Genomic DNA, 19,404 nt, shown 5'->3' with positions numbered 1-19,404 from the left:
ACCGTTGAAACTATGGTTTCATCAGCTCCTTGATGCCACCGATAAATGTGGCGTCATCCTGCTGATGCCGCTGATCCAGAAGCGCAACAGCATCTGGCCCGGCCCGAAAGCGCAGACGGTCGCCGCTGTCATTGGCGGCCTCCCAGATCACTTCGGCGACGGTTGCGGGGGCAGACGGGCTGGAGGCCAGCCTGCTGAACACCCGCCCCATGGCCTCAGCCGTGGGCGCATAGTCAGGCAGGCTGTCATCCAGTGCAAAATCAAAGGAGCTGCCACCGAAATTTGTCCTGATCATGCCCGGCTCGACAATCCGAACCCGGATGCCCAGCGGTTCCAGTTCGTAATGCAGCGCTTCCGATAGACCTTCGACAGCGAATTTTGTGCCATGGTAAAGCGTGCCGAGCGGGAATGTGATCTGTCCGCCGATGGAGGAGATATTGATGATCGTGCCTGACCGGTTCTCCCGCATATGCGGCAACACGGACTTGGTCACTTCCAGCAACCCGATCACATTGGTGTCGAACTGGCGCCGGATCCGCTCCATCGAAAACGCCTCAAGCGCGCCATAGGCGCCATAGCCTGCATTGTTGAGCAGCACATCAATTCGGCCAAAACGCTCAATGCCCTGTTTGACCGCCGCTGCAATCGACGCCGGGTCGGTCACATCCAGCCGCGCCAGATGGACGTTGTCGAGTGCCGCCAGCTCGCCCGTGCTGTCGGGGCTTCGCATGGTCGCGATGACATTCCAGCCCTGCGCCTGAAAGTGTCTGGCAGTGGCTTCGCCGATACCCGACGAGGCGCCCGTAATCAGAATGGTTTTCATAGTCGCTCTCCTTCAGGGGTTCTGCGTGAACATCTCTTCGATACCGACGCGCGTCGTGACATGGCGGGTGATGTGGTGAGGCATCGGCTCGTCGCCTTTTCCATCATAGTGCATCTCCCCTCTGTTGAAGTTCAAAACCATCACTGATGCCACAATGCTCTCCGACCCGCCGTTATTCTTTCTCGATTATCCAGAATACTTGCCTGATCCTCCGAAACTGGTGATTTCTGTTATGTAGAGACCTCGCCGACTGCTATGTCCGAAGCAGCCCTGGAGGAAAAGCTACATGGCCGAGCAGAGTCTATACGCACAGGTGACCGCGATACTGGATCGGTCGGGGGTCAGGGATGGCGCGATACACCACGACGCCAGCAACACGCATATGCTGCGCCTCCACGCCAGCACAGGGCTGGAGTCGACCGTCTACAGACCTTTGTTATGTCTGATTCTGCAGGGCGCAAAATCCGTCGGCTCAAACCACAGAACCCTCACCGTCAGCGCGGGCCAGTCCCTCGTGGTCAGCCATACACTCCCGGTCATCTCGCGCATCACCCAGGCATCGGCCGAACACCCCTACACGGCACTTGTCTTCCCACTGGACCTGGATGTGCTGCGGTCTCTGGCATCTGCGGTGCCGCCCGCCTCGACGTCCACTCCTTGCGACCCGTTTTCGATCTGCCTGTGTGATACCGATCCCGGCCTTGAGGAGGCCCTCTCGCGCTATCTCAACCAATGCGAGGGGGCTGAGACAGCAAAAGTGCTGGCCCCGATCACCGCTCGCGAAGTCCACGCTAGGTTGCTGATCGGGCAGCACGCGGCTGGTCTGCAACGGCTGCTCTGGCACCAAAGCACAGCAAGCCGCATCCATCTCGCAACCCGTGACCTTCAGGCAAATCTCTCGCAGACAATCGCAATCGGCGAGCTTGCCGACCGGATCGGCATGAGCAACTCTGCCTTCTTCGAACAGTTCAAGGCCGTGACCGGCACATCCCCGCTGCAATACCAAAAGGATCTGCGCCTTCTGAAAGCCCGCGACGCGCTCAGGTCAACCGATGCAAAAGTGTCGGAAATAGCTTTTTCCGTCGGCTATGAGAGCTCGGCGCAGTTCTCGCGCGAATACTCCCGCAAGTTTGGCAGATCTCCAAGGCAGGACCGCGATACCGCGACACCGACCTAGCCCCCCCTGTCTCGCCGCGGGCTTTCGGACAACAGTGGGAACACTGAAATGCCCATGCCGCCTGGATCAGATGATCTCATCCTCGTCGAACATGGGATCATCCGCGAGCTGTGATGAATGATCATCCATGGCATTCTCGGCCTGTTTCATGGATTGAACGCGCGCCAGATGGAACACGGCGTCACCTTCGTTCACCACCGGCAGTACCGCCCGCCCCACGATGATACCATCGAACGGCGCGACGACCTCGGTTTCTTCTTCGCCAAAGGGATCAGACACCACCCCCAGTACGTCGCCCTGGCGCACCGGATCGCCGTCTGCCTTCAGGCTGCGAAACAGGCCACCCATCGGCGCCCGCAGCCATTTGCTGGACGGGCAGAACTGCGGGCGCGCCTTGGCGGGCGCCACGCCGCGGGCGGAAATCATCCCCAATGATTTCATCACCCTGAGAATGCCCGCCTGCCCGGCGCGCACCGAAACCTCATCAAATCGCAGACCCTCACCCGCCTCATAGAGCAGAACGGTCTTTCCCAGCTCCTTTGCCGAGTTTCGCAGGGATCCCTGTCGTATCGCCGATTCCATGATGATCGGGGCGCCGAAGACATCCGCCATCTCCCGTGCCACGGCATCTTCCGGCGACACGCGCACCTGCGGATAGTTGATCCGGTGGATCGCCGCCGAGTGGAGATCGATCCCGACATCAGAGCGCGACACGATCTCCTTCAGGAACAGATGCGCAAGACGCGCAGCAAGCGATCCGCCCTCGTTCCCAGGGAAAGAGCGGTTCAGATCCCGCCTGTCCGGCAGATATCTGGACCGGTTAATGAACCCAAAAGAGTTCACAATCGGAACCACAATCAACGTGCCCTTGAGGCCCCGCAACGCAGGTGATTTCAGCAGTCGCCGTACGATTTCGATGCCAATCACCTCGTCGCCGTGCACCCCTGCGCTGACGAAGACAACCGGCCCCTCCGTTTTGCCATGAACGACATGGGCTGACATATTCACCGGCGTATGGTCTGACAGTGAACTGACAGGCAGATCAACGGTGCGCCGGGTGCCGGGCGGGATCAGCTCCCCGCCGATATCAAACCCCGGGCGTTTGATCATTAGCCCTTGCCCTTCGTTTTGGTTTTGCCGGGTTTGGCGTTCTTCTCGATGAACTCGATCATCTTGCCAGCAACATCAAGACCGGTCGCCTTTTCAACGCCTTCCAGTCCGGGGGAGGAATTCACCTCCATCACCACCGCCCCGTGATTTGCACGCAGCATGTCGACACCACAGGCATTCAGCCCCATGGATTTCGCAGCCCGCACGGCGGTTGAGCGCTCTTCCGGCGACAGTTTGATCAATTGCGCCGAGCCGCCACGATGCAGATTGGACCGGAATTCCCCCTCGGCCCCGGTACGCTTCATCGCCGCGATGACCCGTCCCCCGATCACGATCGCGCGGATGTCGGTCCCGCCGGCTTCCTTGATGAACTCCTGGATCAGGATATTCGTGTCGGTCGCACGAAACGCTTCAATGACCGATTTCGCGGAGCGATTCGTGTCGGCCAGAACAACGCCAAGCCCCTGTGTCCCCTCCAGCAGCTTGATCACCAGAGGCGCACCGCCCGCAAGCTCCAGCACCTCTTCGGTCTGCTTGGGATCATGGGCGAAGGTCGTCACCGGCAGGCCAACCCCGTCGCGCGCCAGAAGCTGCATTGAGCGCAGTTTGTCGCGCGACCGCCCGATCGCCACGCTCTCGTTCAATGGGTAGACACCCATCATCTCGAACTGGCGCAGAACCGCCATGCCATAGAAGGTGACAGAGGCCCCGATCCGCGGAATGACCGCATCGTAACCTTCCAGTTTTTCCCCGTTGTAATAAATCTCCGGGCGCCGCGACGCGATGTTCATGTAGCACCGCAGCGTATTGATGACGTGGATCTCGTGACCGCGTTCCTCGGCGGCTTCCACCAGCCGTTTGTGGGAATAGAGATTGGCGTTTCTGGCGAGCAACGCGATTTTCATGAGTTTTTCCTTCTGCCGACGATTGCGGCTGCTGGTTTCGGTGCCGTCAAATTGCGCTTGGCGGGGTTCACCAGGATGGAATGCCCGCGCAGGGCCGTGCGCCCCACAATCATGCGGAATTTCATCTCGGTACGCTCGGTCAGCGACAGATCGATCTTCCACAAGCGGTCCGATATCCGAAATCTGGTCCGGATAACGATCCGGGTTTCCGGAATGCCGCTGGTGTTCTTGATCTCTCGCTGATCATGGATCGGAGATTCCACATCGGTGTCGTGTGAATCATCGTCGAACCGTGTGTGGAAACGAACCCAAGGAACGCCATCGCGTTCGAACGTCACAATATCTGTAGCATGAAGCGCCGATGTGCGCGCACCTGTATCGATTTTCGCCTTCAGGTTCGTAAGTCCAAGAAGCGGGAGATCAACCCGTTCCTGCCAGCCGACAACGAGCATATGAATCGTCTCCTGTTTCCATAGCTGCCCCTGTTATGACAGCTCCCGAATGATTAGCCAATTGGGGTAGCGGACTGTCAGAACGGTCTTTTGCAAATGAACAGCGAGGGTTATGAGCATCCACAAGGGGTGCCTGCCCGATCCGCGGAAACCCCGCCGCCGGTCGCCTCAATAGCGACAGTGCGGCGGGGGCAGCTGAGCCGCGGGCCGGTTCTGCGCTACTGTCTGGTTATGAGGGCGCCAAAGAAATTGATCCCGCGCTCCAGGTTTGCAACTGACAGGCGTTCATTCGTTCCATGAAAACGCGCAATATCATCGTCTTCGACCAGGAACGGATTGATGCGATATGCGTTGTCCGAAGCCTGTGCGTAGTGGCGGGCATCCGTTCCCGCAATTGTCAGGCCGGGAACGGATGCGATCTCGCCAAAAACCGACAGGATCGAACTCTCGATATCCTCGAACCCCTGCGCAGATGAGCTTGCAACAGGAGAGGCTTCGCGCACCGCCGCAGGGTCAAAAACGATGTCAATCTCCGGGTCGTCAATGACCTTCGCGATATGCGCAATCACATGTTCGGCAGTATCCCGCGGATGAAGTCTGAAGTTGATCGTGGCGGTCGCCTCGGTCGGCAGAACATTGGCCTTGTTTGATCCGCTCAACATGGTTGGCGCTGTCGTCGTGCGCAGCATCGCATTGGTCGAGGCCGCATTCGAAAGCCCCGTTTCAAGCAGGGGGCTGAACAGCCATTGGTTCGCAAACAATGCGCGCTTGTCCAAGGTAAAGTGACGACCCAAAGCATCAAAGAACTCAGCCGTCACACCGTCAAGCCCACCTTCCAGCGGTGAATTCTGCACGCGATCAACCGCGCGGGCGATACGCCCGACAGCCGTCATCTTGGGTGGCAGGGCAGAATGCCCACCCTCGGCCTCCGCCACCAGTTTCACTGTCAGAAAGCCTTTTTCGGACAGGTTGATACTTGCCACCGGCACATCGAGCCCGGGGATCACGTTGTCGAGTACAAAAGACCCTTCGTCCAATGTCCAGGCCAGTTGGATCCCCTGTTGGTTCAGATGTTTGGCGACAGACCGCGCGCCGTCGCCACCAACTTCCTCATCGCCACCGAAGCTGAAGTAGACAGACCGTTTGGGGGTGAAACCCTCTTGGATGAGATGCTCGGCCGCGCTGAGCATTGCGATCAGCGCGCCCTTGTTGTCCAACGTCCCGCGCCCCCAGATATAGCCGTCGGCAACCACACCGGCGAAAGGCGGATGATCCCAGCGATCCAATGATCCCGGTGCGATGGGCACGACGTCATAATGCGCTGCCAGAAGAACGGGGGCGAGGTCTGGGTCAGTTCCCTGCCACCTCAGGAGCGGCGTGTTCGCAGCCATCATCTCCAGATCCACAGCTGCAAAGACGCCCGGAAACGCCTGCTGAAGAAAATCCGTGAAGGCGCTGAAATCAGCTGCATCGGGTTTGGTGCTATCGGTCTCAAACTGAATAGCCCGAGACAGCAACTCCGTGGCCTGCCCAATATCCGCACCCAGGCTATAGGCTGCCACATCGGTCCGTATGTCAGCCCGATATCGCATCGTATTGATCGCAAGGACGGCGAGCATGACCACAAACACACCCAATAGCCCCAGCAGGCTCTTTCGAAAAATCGTCCGCATGTCTCCGCGCCCTCCCAACACGCCCTAACCGCCGAGCAGAGACACAGTTGGATAACCTGTCAAAGATGACCTTACGACAGCCATCCCGAATTTCTGAAAGCGGAGCCCGAAGTTTGCCACTCCATCTCGAGATGGCGACCGACCGCCACACCATTACGGGACGCTGTGGCATAATGTGAGCGCCACCTGCGGACCAGGGATCATGACTGAACCGCGCAGCACCCGTTCCGCCGCTTCTCAGGCTTCGCTTTTGGCGGCTATTTCGGATGGGCACCTGTCTCTTTGAACCGCACATCTCCATAGAAGATCACCCAGACCTTAAAGTCGTCAGTGAAGCTCTCAAAGCGATGCGGCACGTGGGCGGGAACGAAAAGCAGATCGCCTGGCCCGAATGGCACCAACTCGTCACCGCGCGAAAAAGTACCTGTACCGGTCGCGACAATATAGAGTTCATCCCGCTCATGCGGTTTCTGTTTGTCTATGCCGACAGGCGCGTAGAGTTCCACGGTCACCTCAGGCGTCTCGAACACGACGTCAAAGGGCGCAGCTTCGGTCAGCTGTCTAGCAACATCCGAAAAAGGGTGTCGCACCACGTCGCTTGATCTTGCCGATGCGGTTCGCGCAGCTGATGTCTGCGCGGATTTGGTGTTGTCTGTCTTACCGGTCATCGTTTCCCATCCCTTTGCATGGTCTTATCATTAATAGCAGGTATCCGCTTCAGCTTCGCCCAATCATCAGGCGCATACCGAAGACGATCCCCTTTGAATTGGACAGGTTGACGAGCGCACCGAGCCGCCGCGTGTCACGCCGCCCGGCGACAGCCCCCCGTAAAAGGTGCCACCGCAGCCAAACCAATGATCATCCCGAAAGCGACCTTATTCTTCGATCACAGGCCGTCTTTCATCGCGATGGCCTGTATCTTGATTTTTGCACCATAAGGCAGTCGCGCAGCCTCATAGATGGTCCTTGCCGGAAACTGTGAGAACCGCGTTCGGCAGACTTCATTTACCTCCGCCAGATCCCGTTCAATGTCAGAAAACGCGATATCCACATAAACGATCTCTTCCAAAGAGAACCCGGCTGCGGCAGCGATTTTAAACACCAGATCGAAAGCCCTGTCAGTCTCTTCGGCTGCGCTGCCAGGTCGGTAGCCGTCCTCATATACGGCCAATTGACCCGAGATATGGCAGGTATTCCCAACGACGACCGCTTGAGAAATCGGCGAGCGTGATGTGGGGACACCCGGGACGTCGGTGATAAATTGGCGTGGCATGTGCTGGTCTCACTGCAAAGGAAGCTGTTGACAGCATCCTAGGCTGCATGACTGATGTCAGACGTGACCATCTGCCTTCAAAATCAGACAAAGCGCCCTCAATCTGTTGTCATCATGGGCCTCGCCGACGTCCTTCTGATGGACGTGGCCGGTCCGGCACAGGTGTTCACATCCACAAACAAGATCTTGGGTTGGCAAGCTTACGACATTGCCATTGTAAGCGAGGACGGCGCGGATGTTGTAACCGACACTGGATTGACCCTCCGCGCTCATGGATCCTTCGCAACCATGACCCAGGCGGATGTCTTCATCGTTCCGGGCGGCCCCGTTGTCGATCAACGGCTTGATGATCCGCTCCTGCAACGTTTTCTGACGCGAATGGACCCTCACGTAAGGCGGTTCGTTTCGATCTGCTCAGGTAGCCTCCTTACCGCCTCCGCCGGGCTATTGAACGGCAGAAAAGCCACGACACATTGGGAACGGGTAGACTTGGCCCGCGCGCGGTTTCCGGGTGTCAATTGGCATCTGGACGAAATTTTCACCCATGACGGCAAATTTCATTGTTCGGCAGGTGTGACGGCCGGGATTGATCTCGCCCTTTCACTTGTTGAAGTGGATCACGGACGGCGGGTTGCCTTGCGCGTCGCTCGGGAAATGGTGGTGTTCATGCAAAGGCAGGGAGGACAATCTCAGTACTCAGAACCGCTCAAGGCACAGGCGACATCAAGCAAGCGTTTGACCGAACTCTATAACCTCATCGAACAAGACCCGAGCGCCGCCTGGAGCGTGTCCAGGATGGCCGAGATAGCAGGCGCGACCGAGCGGACGCTGCACCGCGATTTCACACATGAATTTGGCCAAACCCCCTCGCGCTTCGTCGAAGAGCGGCGGCTTGCAGTCGCCCGAATATATCTGGAACGCAGCAGGAAACCCATTAAGGAAATCGCCGCGCTGTCAGGATATATGACTGAACAGAAAATGCGGCGCAGCTTCATGAAACTGCTAGGCATCCTGCCAACCGACTATCGGAACCGGTTCGGGGAAACCGCCATTGGTGGTGACCACAGCAATCGCTGACAAAGGGCGCCCGACCGATGTCGCCGGAGTGTACCCGGTACGCTTCAACCTGCTGCAAGGCCGGGTTGCCTCCGAACACCCCTGTGAGCTGCGGCCTGATCGGTGTCCTTTGACTCCCAACAGCGAATAGACACTGTCAGCTCAATGTTGTGAGGGCGATGCAGTGCCCCTTTCATCGTCCCCTTCGCGGCAGGCCACTACATTGCCAGAGAGATCTGCCGGGCGAGGTCCGCCAGGGCCAGGGCGAGCGCATCGGCGGTTGCGGATGGCCCTTCACCGCTGACGGGTGTCTGGATGTCGAAACGCTTAACAAATTCCCGCACTGTGCCTTCGGGGGAGGAGACCGCGAACTGGCCTGTCAGCTCGAATACTCCGTCAGCACGCGCATAGGCCTGGTCCACCCTTACATCCAGACGGGCGTCAGGGCCGGTGTTCAGCGGCCAGGGTTCGATTGCGGCAGAGGCGCCAGTGCGTTCCGTCAGCCCACGGGCCAGGGCGGCGGCTATGCCGCGAGCCGGATCATCCGCCCATTGCGCACCACCAAGCGCAAAGAGCGCGCCGCCTTCCCCCTCGGCGACCATATCGGACGCAGCCGCATAAGACGGCAGAGAGGCCAGCCGGACCTCAATCGTACGGGAGCGCAGATTGGCTATCTTCTCGCCCGGGGCCGCAGAGATCAGATACCGGGCATCATTGGTCGGAGCACAGGCTGCCATCGCAAGAAGGGTCAGCGTCAGGAACATGGCTTTTTTCATCTTACTTTCCAAACAAAAGGGAATTCGGGTCACGTTCAATCTTGCGGGCAAGCTGGGAGACCGAACGGGCGGCCGATTTGAACTCCCTTAGCGCATCCAGCGCTTCGGAGTTGAAGTTCGAGCGGGCGCCATAGGCTGTGATCAAGGTCTCGGATTGTGCGACCAGCCGTTCCAGCCGGGCTGAGAGCGCCGGCAGCCCCTCGGCTGCGGCCGCGACGGTATCGGCAGCACTGCGGGCCGAGGCCATTGTCGCATTGGCGTTGTTTACCAGCCCGCCGCCGCGCAGCTCCGACAGGGTGAGGCGCATTTCATCCAGCGCGCTGGTCAGGGCCGGAGGCAGCGCGCGCGCGCCATCGGAATCGATCATGCTGTCAGCGCTTTGCATCAGCTGGCTGGCGGACCGGATAAACTCTTCGGCTTCCAATGCGTTGGCTTTGGCTGCCAGGGCGCGGAAATCGCTGACCAGCGCCGGCAATTCCTCCGATGCCGCCGCGAGGCTGGATGCGGCCTGGCTGCCCTGCTCCAAAGCCTCTGTCAAACTGGCCACCGCTCTGCCTTGCTGCAACTCAGACAGAATATCGCGAAGGTCAGCCACAGCTGCACGCAGCTCCCCCGGCAGCGCCCGCGTCTCCGGGTCCGCGACCAGCGACCGGGTCTCATCCAGCAGGGCCACCGCCGCCGCAGGCGCCTGCCGGGTACTCTCAGCGGAGGCCAGGGATTCAATGCTGGCCAAGGTCGCGATCGCCTGCGCCATCAGTTCTTCGACGGGCAGCTCGCTGATCCGCTCCAATGCGCCTTCTGCGGTTGCGGTAAAATCGGGCAGGTCCGAGGGCGCACTGGGCAATTCGGGGAAGGGCTCCGCGTTGCGATTGAAGAGTGCAGGCTCCGCCGCATCCAAGGTGACCAATTCAACAATCAGCTCAGAGCTGAACAGCCCGGCCGCAGCCAGCCTGGCCCGAAGACCGCCTGCGGTCGCCTGCTCCAGAAAATCCAGCACTTCGGTCTCGCCCGCTCCCGGCGGCAGGCCCATCAACGACGGTTCAAGCATCAGTTTGGCAATCAGCCTGACCTCTGCCTCGTCGGTCCCGTTCTCGATCGCGGCGTTCAGACTGCTGACCTCGCCGACCTTCACCCCGCCAAGTTTGACCGCGGCGCCGCTGGTCAAGCCAGCAACCGACTCGCCAAAGGCAACCGAAACCGCGACCCCGCCCGTCAGCGAACGGGCAAAGGCCGTGCGGCGGGCTGCGGCCTCATCCGGGTGGATGTCGAAGACGGCGCCCGAACTGATCGGTCGGCCGCCATCGAATACCGTGTCGAACTCGATCCCGCCTGCCACCAGCGAAGCGATGCTATCCACATCAAGCGACAGCCCGCTGGCGCCAATGGAAACCGAGAAGCCGGATGTATCCCAAAAACGCGTCGCCGAATTGATCCGCTGGTCATGGGGCGCCTCGATAAAGGCATCGACAACAATGCTGTTGCCGCTGACGGTGAGACGCGGGCTTTCCAGCCGGCCAACCTCGATGCCGCGGAAAAGCACCGGCGCGCCTTCGGAGATCATCCGCCCGTCGTTGGTGCGCAGGGTAATCCGCCGCCCACCCCGGCCCGGCTGCACAAGGGGCGGCCGGTCGGCCCCTTCAAAACTGATTTCGGCACTGCCCCGGTCCTGGTCCCAGGCGCCTTCGATGTAGACGCCGGACAATACCGTGCTGAGACCCGAGATCCCCCGCGCGCTGACTTCGGGGCGCACCACCCAGAAGGCGGCATCCTGATCCAGATAGGGGGCAACCTTCTTGTCGATACGCGCCCATACGGCGACCTTGCTCAGGTCCTCGGCAAACCCCACATCCTCGACCTGGCCGATAACAACGTCGCGATAGCGCACTGTCGTTTCATTGGCCACGATGCCGGAGGCGTTCTCAAAAGTGATGCGGATCAGGACGCCGCGATCACTATAGGCCTTCCAGGCTACCCCAAGCGATACGGCCAAAGCAGCCAGCGGTACCAGCCAGACCAGAGAGAGATTCCGCCAGGGCGAGACACGCTGCGCAGCGATGGTCATCGGGGCGGGTTCAGGGGTGCTCATTCATATTCTCGCTTTTCCGCGTTCCAGATCAGGCGCGGATCGAAACTTTGAGCCGCCAGCATAGTGAAGGCAACCGACAATGCAAAACTGACCGCTGCAATCCCCGGCGTGATGGCCGCCGCAAAATCCAGCTGGACCAGGGCGGTCAGGATCGCCACGACAAAAACATCGATCATCGACCACCGTCCGATGAATTCGACAATCTCGTAGAGCACCAGTCGACCATGGCTGCCCAAGGCTGCGGGCCTTCGGACCGAAACTGCAAGATAGGCGATGGCCAGGAATTTTGCGACCGGGATTACGATGCTCGCAAGGAAAACGATAAAGGCAACCCCATAGGCGCCATGGCTGAACAGCTCGGCTATGCCGCCAATCAGTGTATTCTCGGAGCTGCGACCAAAGGTGGTGGTCCGCAACATCGGGTATAGGTTGGCGGGAACATAGGCGATCATCCCCGCCACGAGCCAGGCCCAGACACGCTGGAGGCCACCCGGCCCGGCAGGCTCCAGGCTGCTGCCGCAGCAGCCACAGGACCGCGCGCCTCCGGGGTTCGCCGTGCCGCAGGCGCGGCAGCCGACCAGCCCGGCCGCAGCGGCGGTCAGGAAGCGCTGCGCGTCTTCAGTGTTTTCCATACAGTCAGCCTGCAAATCGAATTGTCGGTCAGGATTGTCACCACCAGCAGCGCTGCAAAGGCCCAGAACGCAGGCCCCAGCCCGACCCGCGCCAGGCCGGAGACTTTGACAAGGGCCACCGCCACACCGATGATGAATATCTCTGCCATCGCCCAGGGTTTCAGCTTCTCCGCCCAGCGATAGACAGCTGCAGCGCGCGGCGCAGGGTGCCAGCCCAGAGCCATCGGCGCCAAGGTGTAGATCAGCGCGCTGAAGCGTGCGGCAGGCAATAGAACGATCAGGAGACCGGTCGCCAGAGACAGCGGCGCCATCGGCCCGCGCGAGAAGGCCATGACCGCATCCAGCACCGAGGCCCGATGAGACAACCCCTGCGCCTTCAGCTCCAGAAACGGGAAACCGGCAGCGGCGACCAGCAGGATCAGAGCGGTCAGCGACAACATCGCGATCCGGGTCATGGCACCGGTTCTGGGGGCCGCCAGCACCGTGCCACATCGGGCGCATCTGGCCACCGTATGCGCCGCCACAGCCTGGTCGCGATGCAGCACGTCGCAGACAGGACAGGCAATTAGCTGTTCGATATCCATACCATCCCCACCCGGCCAAGCTGCGCAATCCGCAACGATTCGGATGTTACTCTGCCTCGGCCTGCGACGGGAGCCTTTCCTCTTCGGCCCTTCGGGCGACGCCGCTCCTATCTGGTCATCAATGCCCTTCGCGCCAGCAAGAGCTTGCTCGCGCCCGCCCCTATGATCGGCTCGAATGTCGTCAATCGCCGAGCGGTTGCGGGCCTGTCCGGCCATGGTAGGCGGTCAGGGACGCACGAATGCGCCTCAGGTTTTCCTTGGTCTCACTGGACTGTTCCTGCGCGACCATCATGGCAAGCGTGTCGATGATGGCCAGATGCGCATAGCGGGATGCGGTTGGCTTATAGATGTCGTTGTCTTCGGGCAGATCGGTGTGAATTGAGATCTTTGTCTGCAATGACAAGCGTGTTTCGGGTTTCGTCAGGCTGATGGTTGTTGCGCCATATCCATTGGCGACTTCTGCCGCCCCCACAATTGCATCCGCTTCACCGCTTGCCGACACCAGAAACAGAACGTCTTCCGGACCAAGCGCAGCCGCGCGCATTTGCAGGACGTAGCTGTCGCTGACAAAGTATGACGGGATGCCAAGGCGGAAAAACCGGTTCGATGCTTCCTGTGCGACTGTGGACGATCCACCGCCTATTCCGGCAAACAGAATTTGGCGTTTCCCCAGAATCCCGGCTTTGGCCTGCATCAGCTGGTCAACATCAACCTGACGCCGCATCACATTCAGGGTGGCAAATACCGCTCCCAGAACCTGATCGAGCGTTGAATTTCCTGAGTTCGATGAATCGTCTGCGTCGCCGAACAGATATTGGGCACTGACCGCAACATTCTGAGCGAGCCGCAGCTTGAAATCCCGGTAGCCCTCGCAACCAAGGCTGCGACAGAAACGAATAACCGTGGGTTTGCTGACACCGCATTTGTCTGCCAGATCCCCAATTGTCATCGAGCTGATGGTATTGAGGTTCTCCAGCACAAAATCCGCCACCTTCTGCTCCTGCGACGCAAAACTACCGTCCGTGCGACGTAGGACGGAGATCAGATCAACGGGGCTCAGCTGCGCATTTTGCGGCGGGATATCTCGGTTCTGCAGCGAGTTGGCGGGGCTTTTCAAGTTTCAGTTCCCTCAGAAGGTGCAACGGAACTAAGTTACACAGGGCGCAGAATTTCCGCAAGACGGGGTCGCCATACGAGGGTTTTAGCAGCAACAACGGACCTTAGTAACAAATTTGTCTTGATAGTCACAGTTTTCCCTGCAATTGTGTAACTAGGTTACGCTACCGGCCTTTTTGGGAGGGATATTCATGCGACAGGCGTTTGCGCAGACAAGCGCGAAAATCAATGCGGTGATCGAAGCGATTGTCGCGGCATTGATGCTGGCCCTGGTGCTGGATGTCTGGCTGGGCGTTATGGACCGCTACTACTTTCACTGGCAGCTCCCCTGGCCCGAAGTGATCGCCCGATATCTCATGATCTGGGCCGCGATGCTTGCAGTGTCCTCCGGCATCTCACGCCGCGAACACATCGGGCTGACCGCATTTATCCATGCCATTCCGGCCCGGATGCGTCAGGCGCTTCTGATACTGATGGATGTTCTGACGCTGCTGCTGTTTCTCTACGTCGCCTATTACGGCGTCGGCTTCGCGATGAGCGGGGCCCCGCGTGACGCGATGATATTCGGGATGAGCCTGGCCCCGTTCTACGCCGCAATCCCCGCCGCTGCCGCTATCTGTTGTGTGCAGATCCTGCTCGTCCTGGTGCGTGATCTGGGCACCTATGTCGACCGCCCGCCGGTCATGGATCCCGGCCAGGCTGAGGAGCGATAGCATGATCGTTGCCGCCGCATTTGTCGTTCTCGTATTGTTTGGCATGCCCATTGGTTTTGCTATCGGTCTTGCCGGGGTTGTCGGCCTTATCGAGATGGGGGGCGGAAACTTTCTCGCGGTTGGGCCGAGCAAGATCTTCAACGGTCTCAACATCTTTCCGTTTCTTGCCATGCCGTTCTTCATTCTGGCCGGCGAGATCATGAATGACATCGGGATCACCAGCCGCCTTGTCAAACTCGCGCAGGTTCTGGTCGGGCGGTTCCGTGGCGGTTTGGCACATACCAACATGCTGGCGTCGGTGTTTTTTGCCGGGCTGACCGGATCGGCCACGGCTGACGCCGCCGCTTTCGGACGTACGCTTGTGCCCGCCATGGTCCGGGAGGGCTACAAACGCGACTACGCCTGTGCCGTGACCGCTGCGGGGTCAATCATCGGGCCGACCATTCCGCCATCGGGTCTCATGGTGGTCTACGGCTCATTGATGGGCGTCTCTATTGCGGGACTATTTGCGGCGGGTGTTCTGCCCGGGCTGGTGATCTGCCTCGTCTGCATGATTGTGATAGTCATCGGCGGCAAACGCGAAAACCTGCCGAAAGCCATCCGCGGCGCCACCCTGCGAGAAATCTGGGAGACATTCCTGTCCTCGCTTACGGCGTTGGCGATGCCGGTTATCATTCTGGGCGGTATTCTGGGCGGTGTCGTCACGCCAACCGAAGCGGCCTCTATCGCGGTGGCCTATGCGCTGTTCATCGGCGTTTTTGTTTACCGGACGCTGACCTTCAAGAGCTTTTACATGATGCTTGTGCGCACCGCGCGCATCATGGGCGTTATCTTTGTCATTATCGCCTTCGCAGGCATTCTTGGCTGGTGGATGAGTTTCGAACGTATCCCCCAGTTGATTGCCAAGACCGTGCTGAGCCTCTCTGACAACCGCTACATGGTCATCGCCATCATTATCGGCCTGCTTCTGCTCATCGGCATGGTGATGGATATCACCGCCATTCTCATCATCCTGGCTCCTGTTCTGGTGCCTTTGACCGAAAGCGTCGGCCTTGAGCCGATCCACGCGGGGATCATCTTTGTTCTCGCCCTCAACATCTCGCTGATGACGCCTCCGGTGGGGGCCTGCCTCTTCGTTCTGTCGTCCGTCACCGGTGAAAAACTGGAGAGAATTTCGATCAAGCTCCTTCCGTTCCTGATCGCGGAAATCGGCATCCTGTTCGCCTTTGCCTTCTGGGAGGACGCGGCCCTGTGGCTGCCCAGAGCGCTTGGCTACGCCCAATAAGACGACCCAACCAACCAAGAACCAACTGGAGGAAAAAATGAAATCTCTTTTCGCGGGACTGGCCGTCGCGGCCATTACGACGGCAAATGCTGCCAGCGCAGAAAGCGTCATCCGCTTCGGCCATGACAATAAAACCAACCCATTCGAAAACCCGGCACATGCCTGTACCGCCGTGTTTTCGAACCTCGTTGCCGCCGATACCAATGGCGCGGTGACCGTCGAAGTTTTTGGGTCCAACCAGCTCGGATCTGCCGCCGAGCACGTGCAGCAGCTGCAGGACGGTATCATCCAGGCGACACTGACATCGACTGGGGCGCTGGCCAGCTATTATCCGCGCATCGACATTCTGAACCTGCCCTTCGCATTTACGGGTAACGCGTCCACATATGCGGTGTTCGACGGTCCCTTTGGTGAGGCGCTGAAAGCCGATATCGAAGCAGAACTTCCCGGCGTCGTCGTCCTCGGCTTCCCGGACACCGGCGGATTCTTCGCTGTCACCAACTCAAAACGACCGATTGCCAATCTCGAGGATTTTGACGGCATTCGGGTGCGCACCATGACGCTGCCATCGCACCAGAAAATCATGCAATCGCTTGGTGCCGAAGCCTATCCACTGTCCTGGGGCGAGGTCTACTCGGGCCTGCAAACAGGTGTCATCGACGGTCAGATGAACCCGGTTCCAATCATCTCCTTCGCAAATTTTGCCGAGGTGCAGAAGTATATGACGCTGACCAACCACCTGTTCTCGCCATACACATTTCTGATGAACCGCGCATTCTATGAAGGTCTGACAGATGACGAACGCGCAACCATCCATACCGCCGCAGAAAACTGCGTCGTGGCCAGCCGTGGCCTGAGCCGGATCATTGAGGCATCCGATCGCGGCCTTGCCGGGCTGATGGACAAAATCGAGGTGACCGCCCTGACAGCCGAGCAACGCACCGCGATGGCAAAGGCGGCTCAGCCTGCGTTCGAAGCACATGTCGCCGAAAACATGGATGACAAGGCGCGCGAACTGCTCAGCCAGTTCCGTGATGCCGTCTCCGCGGCAAACGCTGACGCCTATCTCGATTGATCCTCCCTTCCGCCGGAGCAATCCGGCGGAAACGCCCACCGGAAGCCAAGACACACCTCCGGCATCTTCCTACGGATTGGACCACAACAATGCGGATCTTCTGCGCATCTCTTGCGACCGAAACGAATACGTTTTCCCCGTTGCGCACGGATTTTTCCAATTTCGAGCAGAGCTTCTACGCCCCTCCGGGAAAGCACCCTGACACTCCGACCCTGTGCAGCGCCGTCTTTCCAGCGCTTCGCCGAAGATCCAAAGAGGAAGGGTTTGAACTCATTGAAGGGACCGCCACATGGGCCGAACCTGGCGGGTTGCTGAATGCGTCCACCTGGCACCATCTGAAGCAGGAACTTATGGATCAGGTCCGGGCGGCACTGCCTCTGGACGCCGTGGTGCTTGGCCTGCACGGGGCCATGATCGCCGAAGGCTGCGTCGATTGCGAAGGATCGCTTATCGAGAGCGTGCGCCAGATCGCCGGCCCCGAGACCACAATCGGCGTCAGCTTCGATCCGCATAGCCACCTGAGTGACAAGCGGGTGAAGAATGCCGACATCATAACGGTGTTCAAGGAATTCCCGCACACCGATTTTGTCGAGACCGGTGAAGCCTGCGTAGACCTGACCCTGCGTAGGGCCCGTGGCGAAATCACGCCAACAAAAGCAGTCTACGACGTTCGCATGATTGATGTCTTGCCGACCAGCCGCAACCCGATGCGCGGATTTGTCGACAGGATGAAGGCGATGGAAGCAGCGGGCGAGGTTCTGTCCGTCTCAGCCATTCACGGGTTCATGGCCGGGGATTCCCCCGATCTTGGCGCAAAGATCATCGTGATCACTGACGGCGACCTGCCAAAAGCTGAGAAAATTGCCCGCGAGCTGGGGCAGGAGTTGTTTTCATTTCGAGGTATCGCCAAACCCGAATATCTGCCCCCCGCTGATGCTCTGCGACTGGCCCAGAATGCACCAAACGGCCCCGTGGTCATTGCCGATGTCTGGGACAATCCGGGCGGCGGCGTAGCTGGCGATTCCACGCTGATCCTCGCAGAAGCGCTACGCCAGAGCATCACCTCTGCGGCCTTCGGCACAATCTGGGATCCCATTGCCGTCCGCCTGTGTCACGCCGCCGGGGAAGGTGCGGAACTGGAGTTGCGATTTGGCAGCAAGACCTCTGCATTTGCCGGTGATCCGATAGACGCCGTCGTGACCGTTCTTCGCAACCAGCACAACGCGGTGCAAAGCTTCGGGACCTCGGTTGTTCCACTGGGAGATTGTTCCGTCATCAGGGTCGATGGCATCGAGGTTGTGCTGAATACCAACCGCAGTCAGGCATTCTCGCCGGATCTCTTCACCAATCTGGGCATTGATATCCACAGCAAGAAAATTCTGGTCGTCAAATCCACCAATCACTTCCACGGCGCATTCTCAGCAGTTGCATCCAAGATCCTCTATGCCGCTGTCGACGGGCCCTATCCGAATGATCCCACCAAGACGGCTTACAAACGGCTGACCCGCGCGATCTGGCCGATTGTGGAAAACCCGCACGCATCGGAGGGCTCATGATGTTTTCCCAGATCGACACACCGGCAGTCCTTGTCGACCTTGATATTGCCGAAGCGAATATCGCCCGGTTTCAAGCCCATTGTGACAGGCACAACCTATCCCTGCGACCCCATATCAAGACCCACAAACTGCCATTTCTGGCGCGGCGCCAGATCGCGGCCGGGGCGGTTGGCATCACCTGCCAGAAGATCAGCGAAGCCGAGACCATGGTGGCCGAAGGGGGAATTGACGATGTTCTGATCACCTACAATATTCTTGGCGAGCGCAAGCTGAAGCGGCTTCGGGCCCTGTCAGAGCAGGTGAAGCTGAGCGTTGTCGCCGACAACACCGAAACTGTCGACGGCCTGTCCCAGGCCTTCGAAACCGCCGAGGCCCCGCTGAATGTGCTGGTCGAGTGCGACACCGGGGCCGGGCGCTGCGGTGTGCAAACCGCTCAGGCAGCTGAAAGCTTGGCCCGCTACATCGCCTCGCGCCCCGGCTTGGCGTTTCGCGGGTTGATGACCTACCCCCCTGTTGGAAAAGACGCATCCGTCCAGAACTGGCTCGCAGAGGCCAGAGCACGCATTCACGCAACGGGCGAGACAGTCAGCGTCGTGTCCAGCGGCGGCTCACCGGGCATGTGGCAGGCGCAGGATGTCCCGATCGCGACCGAATACAGGATCGGAACCTACGTCTACAATGATCGCTCGCTGGTGGCGCGGGGCATCTGCACATGGGATGATTGCGCTCTGACAGTCCTGGCAACGGTGGTGTCCGTCCCGACCGAAGATCGCGCAATCATTGACGCCGGCTCCAAAGTCCTGACCTCGGACCTTCTGGGCCTGAACGGTCATGGCCACGTAATGGGCCGCCCGGATATCCGGGTCGACAGCCTATCCGAGGAACACGGCATTCTGCGGGCCGAGGCGATCCATCTCAACGTTGGCGACCGTCTAAGGATCGTTCCCAACCACGCCTGTGTGGTCAGCAACATGCTCGATCAGGTCGAGCTCATTCGCGGATCCACATCTCTGGGCGCCTGCCCCGTCGCCGCGCGGGGGGCAGTCTGGTGACAGCCTCCCTTCCATACATCGAATACCCGGCTCCGCCGGGCCCTGATCTGCGAGGTGGAA

At 59.6% G+C, this 19,404-nt stretch carries 19 protein-coding genes; 7 read left to right on the top strand and 12 right to left on the bottom strand.

The features are described from left to right. Positions 1 to 10: 10 nt before the first annotated feature. A complete protein-coding gene (locus VWZ85_RS14960) occupies positions 11 to 823 on the bottom strand; it encodes an SDR family oxidoreductase (protein WP_416535562.1) in 813 nt (270 codons plus the stop codon). A 286-nt stretch (positions 824 to 1,109) separates the two neighbouring features. Here VWZ85_RS14960 and VWZ85_RS14955 point away from each other — a divergent pair, with 286 nt between their 5' ends. Next, a complete protein-coding gene (locus tag VWZ85_RS14955; RefSeq protein WP_416589414.1) occupies positions 1,110 to 2,000 on the top strand; it encodes an AraC family transcriptional regulator N-terminal domain-containing protein in 891 nt (296 codons plus the stop codon). A 66-nt stretch (positions 2,001 to 2,066) separates the two neighbouring features. On the opposite strand, the gene VWZ85_RS14950 is transcribed toward VWZ85_RS14955, so the two are convergent. The 6 genes from VWZ85_RS14950 to VWZ85_RS14925 form a co-directional block, all read right to left on the bottom strand. Continuing rightward, complete coding sequence (locus tag VWZ85_RS14950) at positions 2,067 to 3,110, bottom strand: succinylglutamate desuccinylase/aspartoacylase family protein (protein ID WP_340546657.1); 1,044 nt, start codon at positions 3,108 to 3,110, stop codon at positions 2,067 to 2,069. Further along, positions 3,110 to 4,015, bottom strand: coding sequence for a 30S ribosomal protein S6--L-glutamate ligase (gene rimK, locus VWZ85_RS14945; RefSeq protein ID WP_340546656.1), 906 nt, complete (start codon positions 4,013 to 4,015; stop codon positions 3,110 to 3,112). The genes VWZ85_RS14950 and rimK overlap by 1 nt, the downstream gene beginning before the upstream one ends. Then, positions 4,012 to 4,467 (bottom strand): ATP-dependent zinc protease, encoded by a 456-nt coding sequence (locus VWZ85_RS14940; RefSeq protein WP_340546655.1) that lies wholly within the window; start codon positions 4,465 to 4,467, stop codon positions 4,012 to 4,014. The genes rimK and VWZ85_RS14940 overlap by 4 nt, the downstream gene beginning before the upstream one ends. Positions 4,468 to 4,685: 218 nt before the next feature. Beyond that, positions 4,686 to 6,140 carry a M20 family peptidase gene (locus tag VWZ85_RS14935; RefSeq protein ID WP_416589413.1) on the bottom strand — a complete coding sequence of 485 codons (1,455 nt, stop codon included), beginning with the start codon at positions 6,138 to 6,140 and terminating at the stop codon, positions 4,686 to 4,688. Positions 6,141 to 6,397: 257 nt separating this feature from the next. Continuing rightward, entirely contained in the window at positions 6,398 to 6,808 is a 411-nt protein-coding gene (locus VWZ85_RS14930) for a cupin domain-containing protein (RefSeq protein ID WP_416538191.1), read from the bottom strand. A gap of 218 nt (positions 6,809 to 7,026) precedes the next feature. After that, positions 7,027 to 7,413 carry a RidA family protein gene (locus VWZ85_RS14925; protein WP_340546652.1) on the bottom strand — a complete coding sequence of 129 codons (387 nt, stop codon included), beginning with the start codon at positions 7,411 to 7,413 and terminating at the stop codon, positions 7,027 to 7,029. A gap of 54 nt (positions 7,414 to 7,467) precedes the next feature. Here VWZ85_RS14925 and VWZ85_RS14920 point away from each other — a divergent pair, with 54 nt between their 5' ends. Beyond that, the gene (locus VWZ85_RS14920; protein WP_416589412.1) at positions 7,468 to 8,490 is read left to right on the top strand and encodes a GlxA family transcriptional regulator; all 1,023 of its coding nucleotides are present in this window, start codon (positions 7,468 to 7,470) and stop codon (positions 8,488 to 8,490) included. Positions 8,491 to 8,687: 197 nt separating this feature from the next. Here the strand turns inward: VWZ85_RS14920 and VWZ85_RS14915 are convergent, their stop codons facing one another. The 5 genes from VWZ85_RS14915 to VWZ85_RS14895 all read right to left on the bottom strand — a co-directional run bounded on the left by VWZ85_RS14915 (position 8,688) and on the right by VWZ85_RS14895 (position 13,664). Then, complete coding sequence (locus VWZ85_RS14915) at positions 8,688 to 9,245, bottom strand: PqiC family protein (protein ID WP_416538188.1); 558 nt, start codon at positions 9,243 to 9,245, stop codon at positions 8,688 to 8,690. Between the two features lies 1 nt (position 9,246). After that, positions 9,247 to 11,331 (bottom strand): MlaD family protein, encoded by a 2,085-nt coding sequence (locus VWZ85_RS14910; RefSeq protein WP_340546649.1) that lies wholly within the window; start codon positions 11,329 to 11,331, stop codon positions 9,247 to 9,249. After that, entirely contained in the window at positions 11,328 to 11,963 is a 636-nt protein-coding gene (locus tag VWZ85_RS14905) for a paraquat-inducible protein A (RefSeq protein WP_416538186.1), read from the bottom strand. Before VWZ85_RS14905 ends, VWZ85_RS14910 begins: the two co-directional genes overlap by 4 nt. Further along, positions 11,930 to 12,547 (bottom strand): paraquat-inducible protein A, encoded by a 618-nt coding sequence (locus VWZ85_RS14900; RefSeq protein WP_416589411.1) that lies wholly within the window; start codon positions 12,545 to 12,547, stop codon positions 11,930 to 11,932. Before VWZ85_RS14900 ends, VWZ85_RS14905 begins: the two co-directional genes overlap by 34 nt. A 181-nt stretch (positions 12,548 to 12,728) precedes the next feature. After that, positions 12,729 to 13,664 (bottom strand): MurR/RpiR family transcriptional regulator, encoded by a 936-nt coding sequence (locus tag VWZ85_RS14895; RefSeq protein WP_416541096.1) that lies wholly within the window; start codon positions 13,662 to 13,664, stop codon positions 12,729 to 12,731. A gap of 190 nt (positions 13,665 to 13,854) precedes the next feature. Here VWZ85_RS14895 and VWZ85_RS14890 point away from each other — a divergent pair, with 190 nt between their 5' ends. The 5 genes from VWZ85_RS14890 to VWZ85_RS14870 all read left to right on the top strand — a co-directional run bounded on the left by VWZ85_RS14890 (position 13,855) and on the right by VWZ85_RS14870 (position 19,344). After that, on the top strand, positions 13,855 to 14,376 hold the full coding sequence (locus VWZ85_RS14890) for a TRAP transporter small permease (RefSeq protein WP_416535573.1): 522 nt from the start codon (positions 13,855 to 13,857) through the stop codon (positions 14,374 to 14,376). A 1-nt stretch (position 14,377) separates the two neighbouring features. Continuing rightward, on the top strand, positions 14,378 to 15,661 hold the full coding sequence (locus VWZ85_RS14885; protein ID WP_416541094.1) for a TRAP transporter large permease: 1,284 nt from the start codon (positions 14,378 to 14,380) through the stop codon (positions 15,659 to 15,661). A gap of 37 nt (positions 15,662 to 15,698) precedes the next feature. Continuing rightward, positions 15,699 to 16,736 carry a DctP family TRAP transporter solute-binding subunit gene (locus VWZ85_RS14880; protein WP_416589410.1) on the top strand — a complete coding sequence of 346 codons (1,038 nt, stop codon included), beginning with the start codon at positions 15,699 to 15,701 and terminating at the stop codon, positions 16,734 to 16,736. 89 nt (positions 16,737 to 16,825) lie between these two features. Then, a complete protein-coding gene (locus tag VWZ85_RS14875; RefSeq protein WP_416589409.1) occupies positions 16,826 to 18,292 on the top strand; it encodes a M81 family metallopeptidase in 1,467 nt (488 codons plus the stop codon). Next, positions 18,289 to 19,344, top strand: a complete 1,056-nt coding sequence (locus tag VWZ85_RS14870) for a D-TA family PLP-dependent enzyme (RefSeq protein ID WP_416589408.1) — start codon at positions 18,289 to 18,291, stop codon at positions 19,342 to 19,344. The genes VWZ85_RS14875 and VWZ85_RS14870 overlap by 4 nt, the downstream gene beginning before the upstream one ends. Positions 19,345 to 19,404 lie beyond the last annotated feature (60 nt).

Origin of the sequence: Phaeobacter sp. JH20_29 (genome assembly GCF_048056175.1) — a bacterium.
GTDB lineage: Bacteria > Pseudomonadota > Alphaproteobacteria > Rhodobacterales > Rhodobacteraceae > Phaeobacter > Phaeobacter bryozoorum.
The sequence above is the reverse complement of the archived record's forward strand: the minus strand, read 5'-3'. Positions and strand labels throughout refer to the sequence as shown.

What these genes read in the sequence shown, in the direction of transcription:
- VWZ85_RS14960 (WP_416535562.1), bottom strand. Translation starts at nt 823, where the DNA reads ATGAAAACCATTCTGATTACGGGCGCCTCGTCGGGTATCGGCGAAGCC.
- VWZ85_RS14955 (WP_416589414.1), top strand. Translation starts at nt 1,110, where the DNA reads ATGGCCGAGCAGAGTCTATACGCACAGGTGACCGCGATACTGGATCGG.
- VWZ85_RS14950 (WP_340546657.1), bottom strand. Translation starts at nt 3,110, where the DNA reads ATGATCAAACGCCCGGGGTTTGATATCGGCGGGGAGCTGATCCCGCCC.
- rimK (WP_340546656.1), bottom strand. Translation starts at nt 4,015, where the DNA reads ATGAAAATCGCGTTGCTCGCCAGAAACGCCAATCTCTATTCCCACAAA.
- VWZ85_RS14940 (WP_340546655.1), bottom strand. Translation starts at nt 4,467, where the DNA reads ATGCTCGTTGTCGGCTGGCAGGAACGGGTTGATCTCCCGCTTCTTGGA.
- VWZ85_RS14935 (WP_416589413.1), bottom strand. Translation starts at nt 6,140, where the DNA reads ATGCGGACGATTTTTCGAAAGAGCCTGCTGGGGCTATTGGGTGTGTTT.
- VWZ85_RS14930 (WP_416538191.1), bottom strand. Translation starts at nt 6,808, where the DNA reads ATGACCGGTAAGACAGACAACACCAAATCCGCGCAGACATCAGCTGCG.
- VWZ85_RS14925 (WP_340546652.1), bottom strand. Translation starts at nt 7,413, where the DNA reads ATGCCACGCCAATTTATCACCGACGTCCCGGGTGTCCCCACATCACGC.
- VWZ85_RS14920 (WP_416589412.1), top strand. Translation starts at nt 7,468, where the DNA reads ATGTCAGACGTGACCATCTGCCTTCAAAATCAGACAAAGCGCCCTCAA.
- VWZ85_RS14915 (WP_416538188.1), bottom strand. Translation starts at nt 9,245, where the DNA reads ATGAAAAAAGCCATGTTCCTGACGCTGACCCTTCTTGCGATGGCAGCC.
- VWZ85_RS14910 (WP_340546649.1), bottom strand. Translation starts at nt 11,331, where the DNA reads ATGAGCACCCCTGAACCCGCCCCGATGACCATCGCTGCGCAGCGTGTC.
- VWZ85_RS14905 (WP_416538186.1), bottom strand. Translation starts at nt 11,963, where the DNA reads ATGGAAAACACTGAAGACGCGCAGCGCTTCCTGACCGCCGCTGCGGCC.
- VWZ85_RS14900 (WP_416589411.1), bottom strand. Translation starts at nt 12,547, where the DNA reads ATGGATATCGAACAGCTAATTGCCTGTCCTGTCTGCGACGTGCTGCAT.
- VWZ85_RS14890 (WP_416535573.1), top strand. Translation starts at nt 13,855, where the DNA reads ATGCGACAGGCGTTTGCGCAGACAAGCGCGAAAATCAATGCGGTGATC.
- VWZ85_RS14885 (WP_416541094.1), top strand. Translation starts at nt 14,378, where the DNA reads ATGATCGTTGCCGCCGCATTTGTCGTTCTCGTATTGTTTGGCATGCCC.
- VWZ85_RS14880 (WP_416589410.1), top strand. Translation starts at nt 15,699, where the DNA reads ATGAAATCTCTTTTCGCGGGACTGGCCGTCGCGGCCATTACGACGGCA.
- VWZ85_RS14875 (WP_416589409.1), top strand. Translation starts at nt 16,826, where the DNA reads ATGCGGATCTTCTGCGCATCTCTTGCGACCGAAACGAATACGTTTTCC.
- VWZ85_RS14870 (WP_416589408.1), top strand. Translation starts at nt 18,289, where the DNA reads ATGATGTTTTCCCAGATCGACACACCGGCAGTCCTTGTCGACCTTGAT.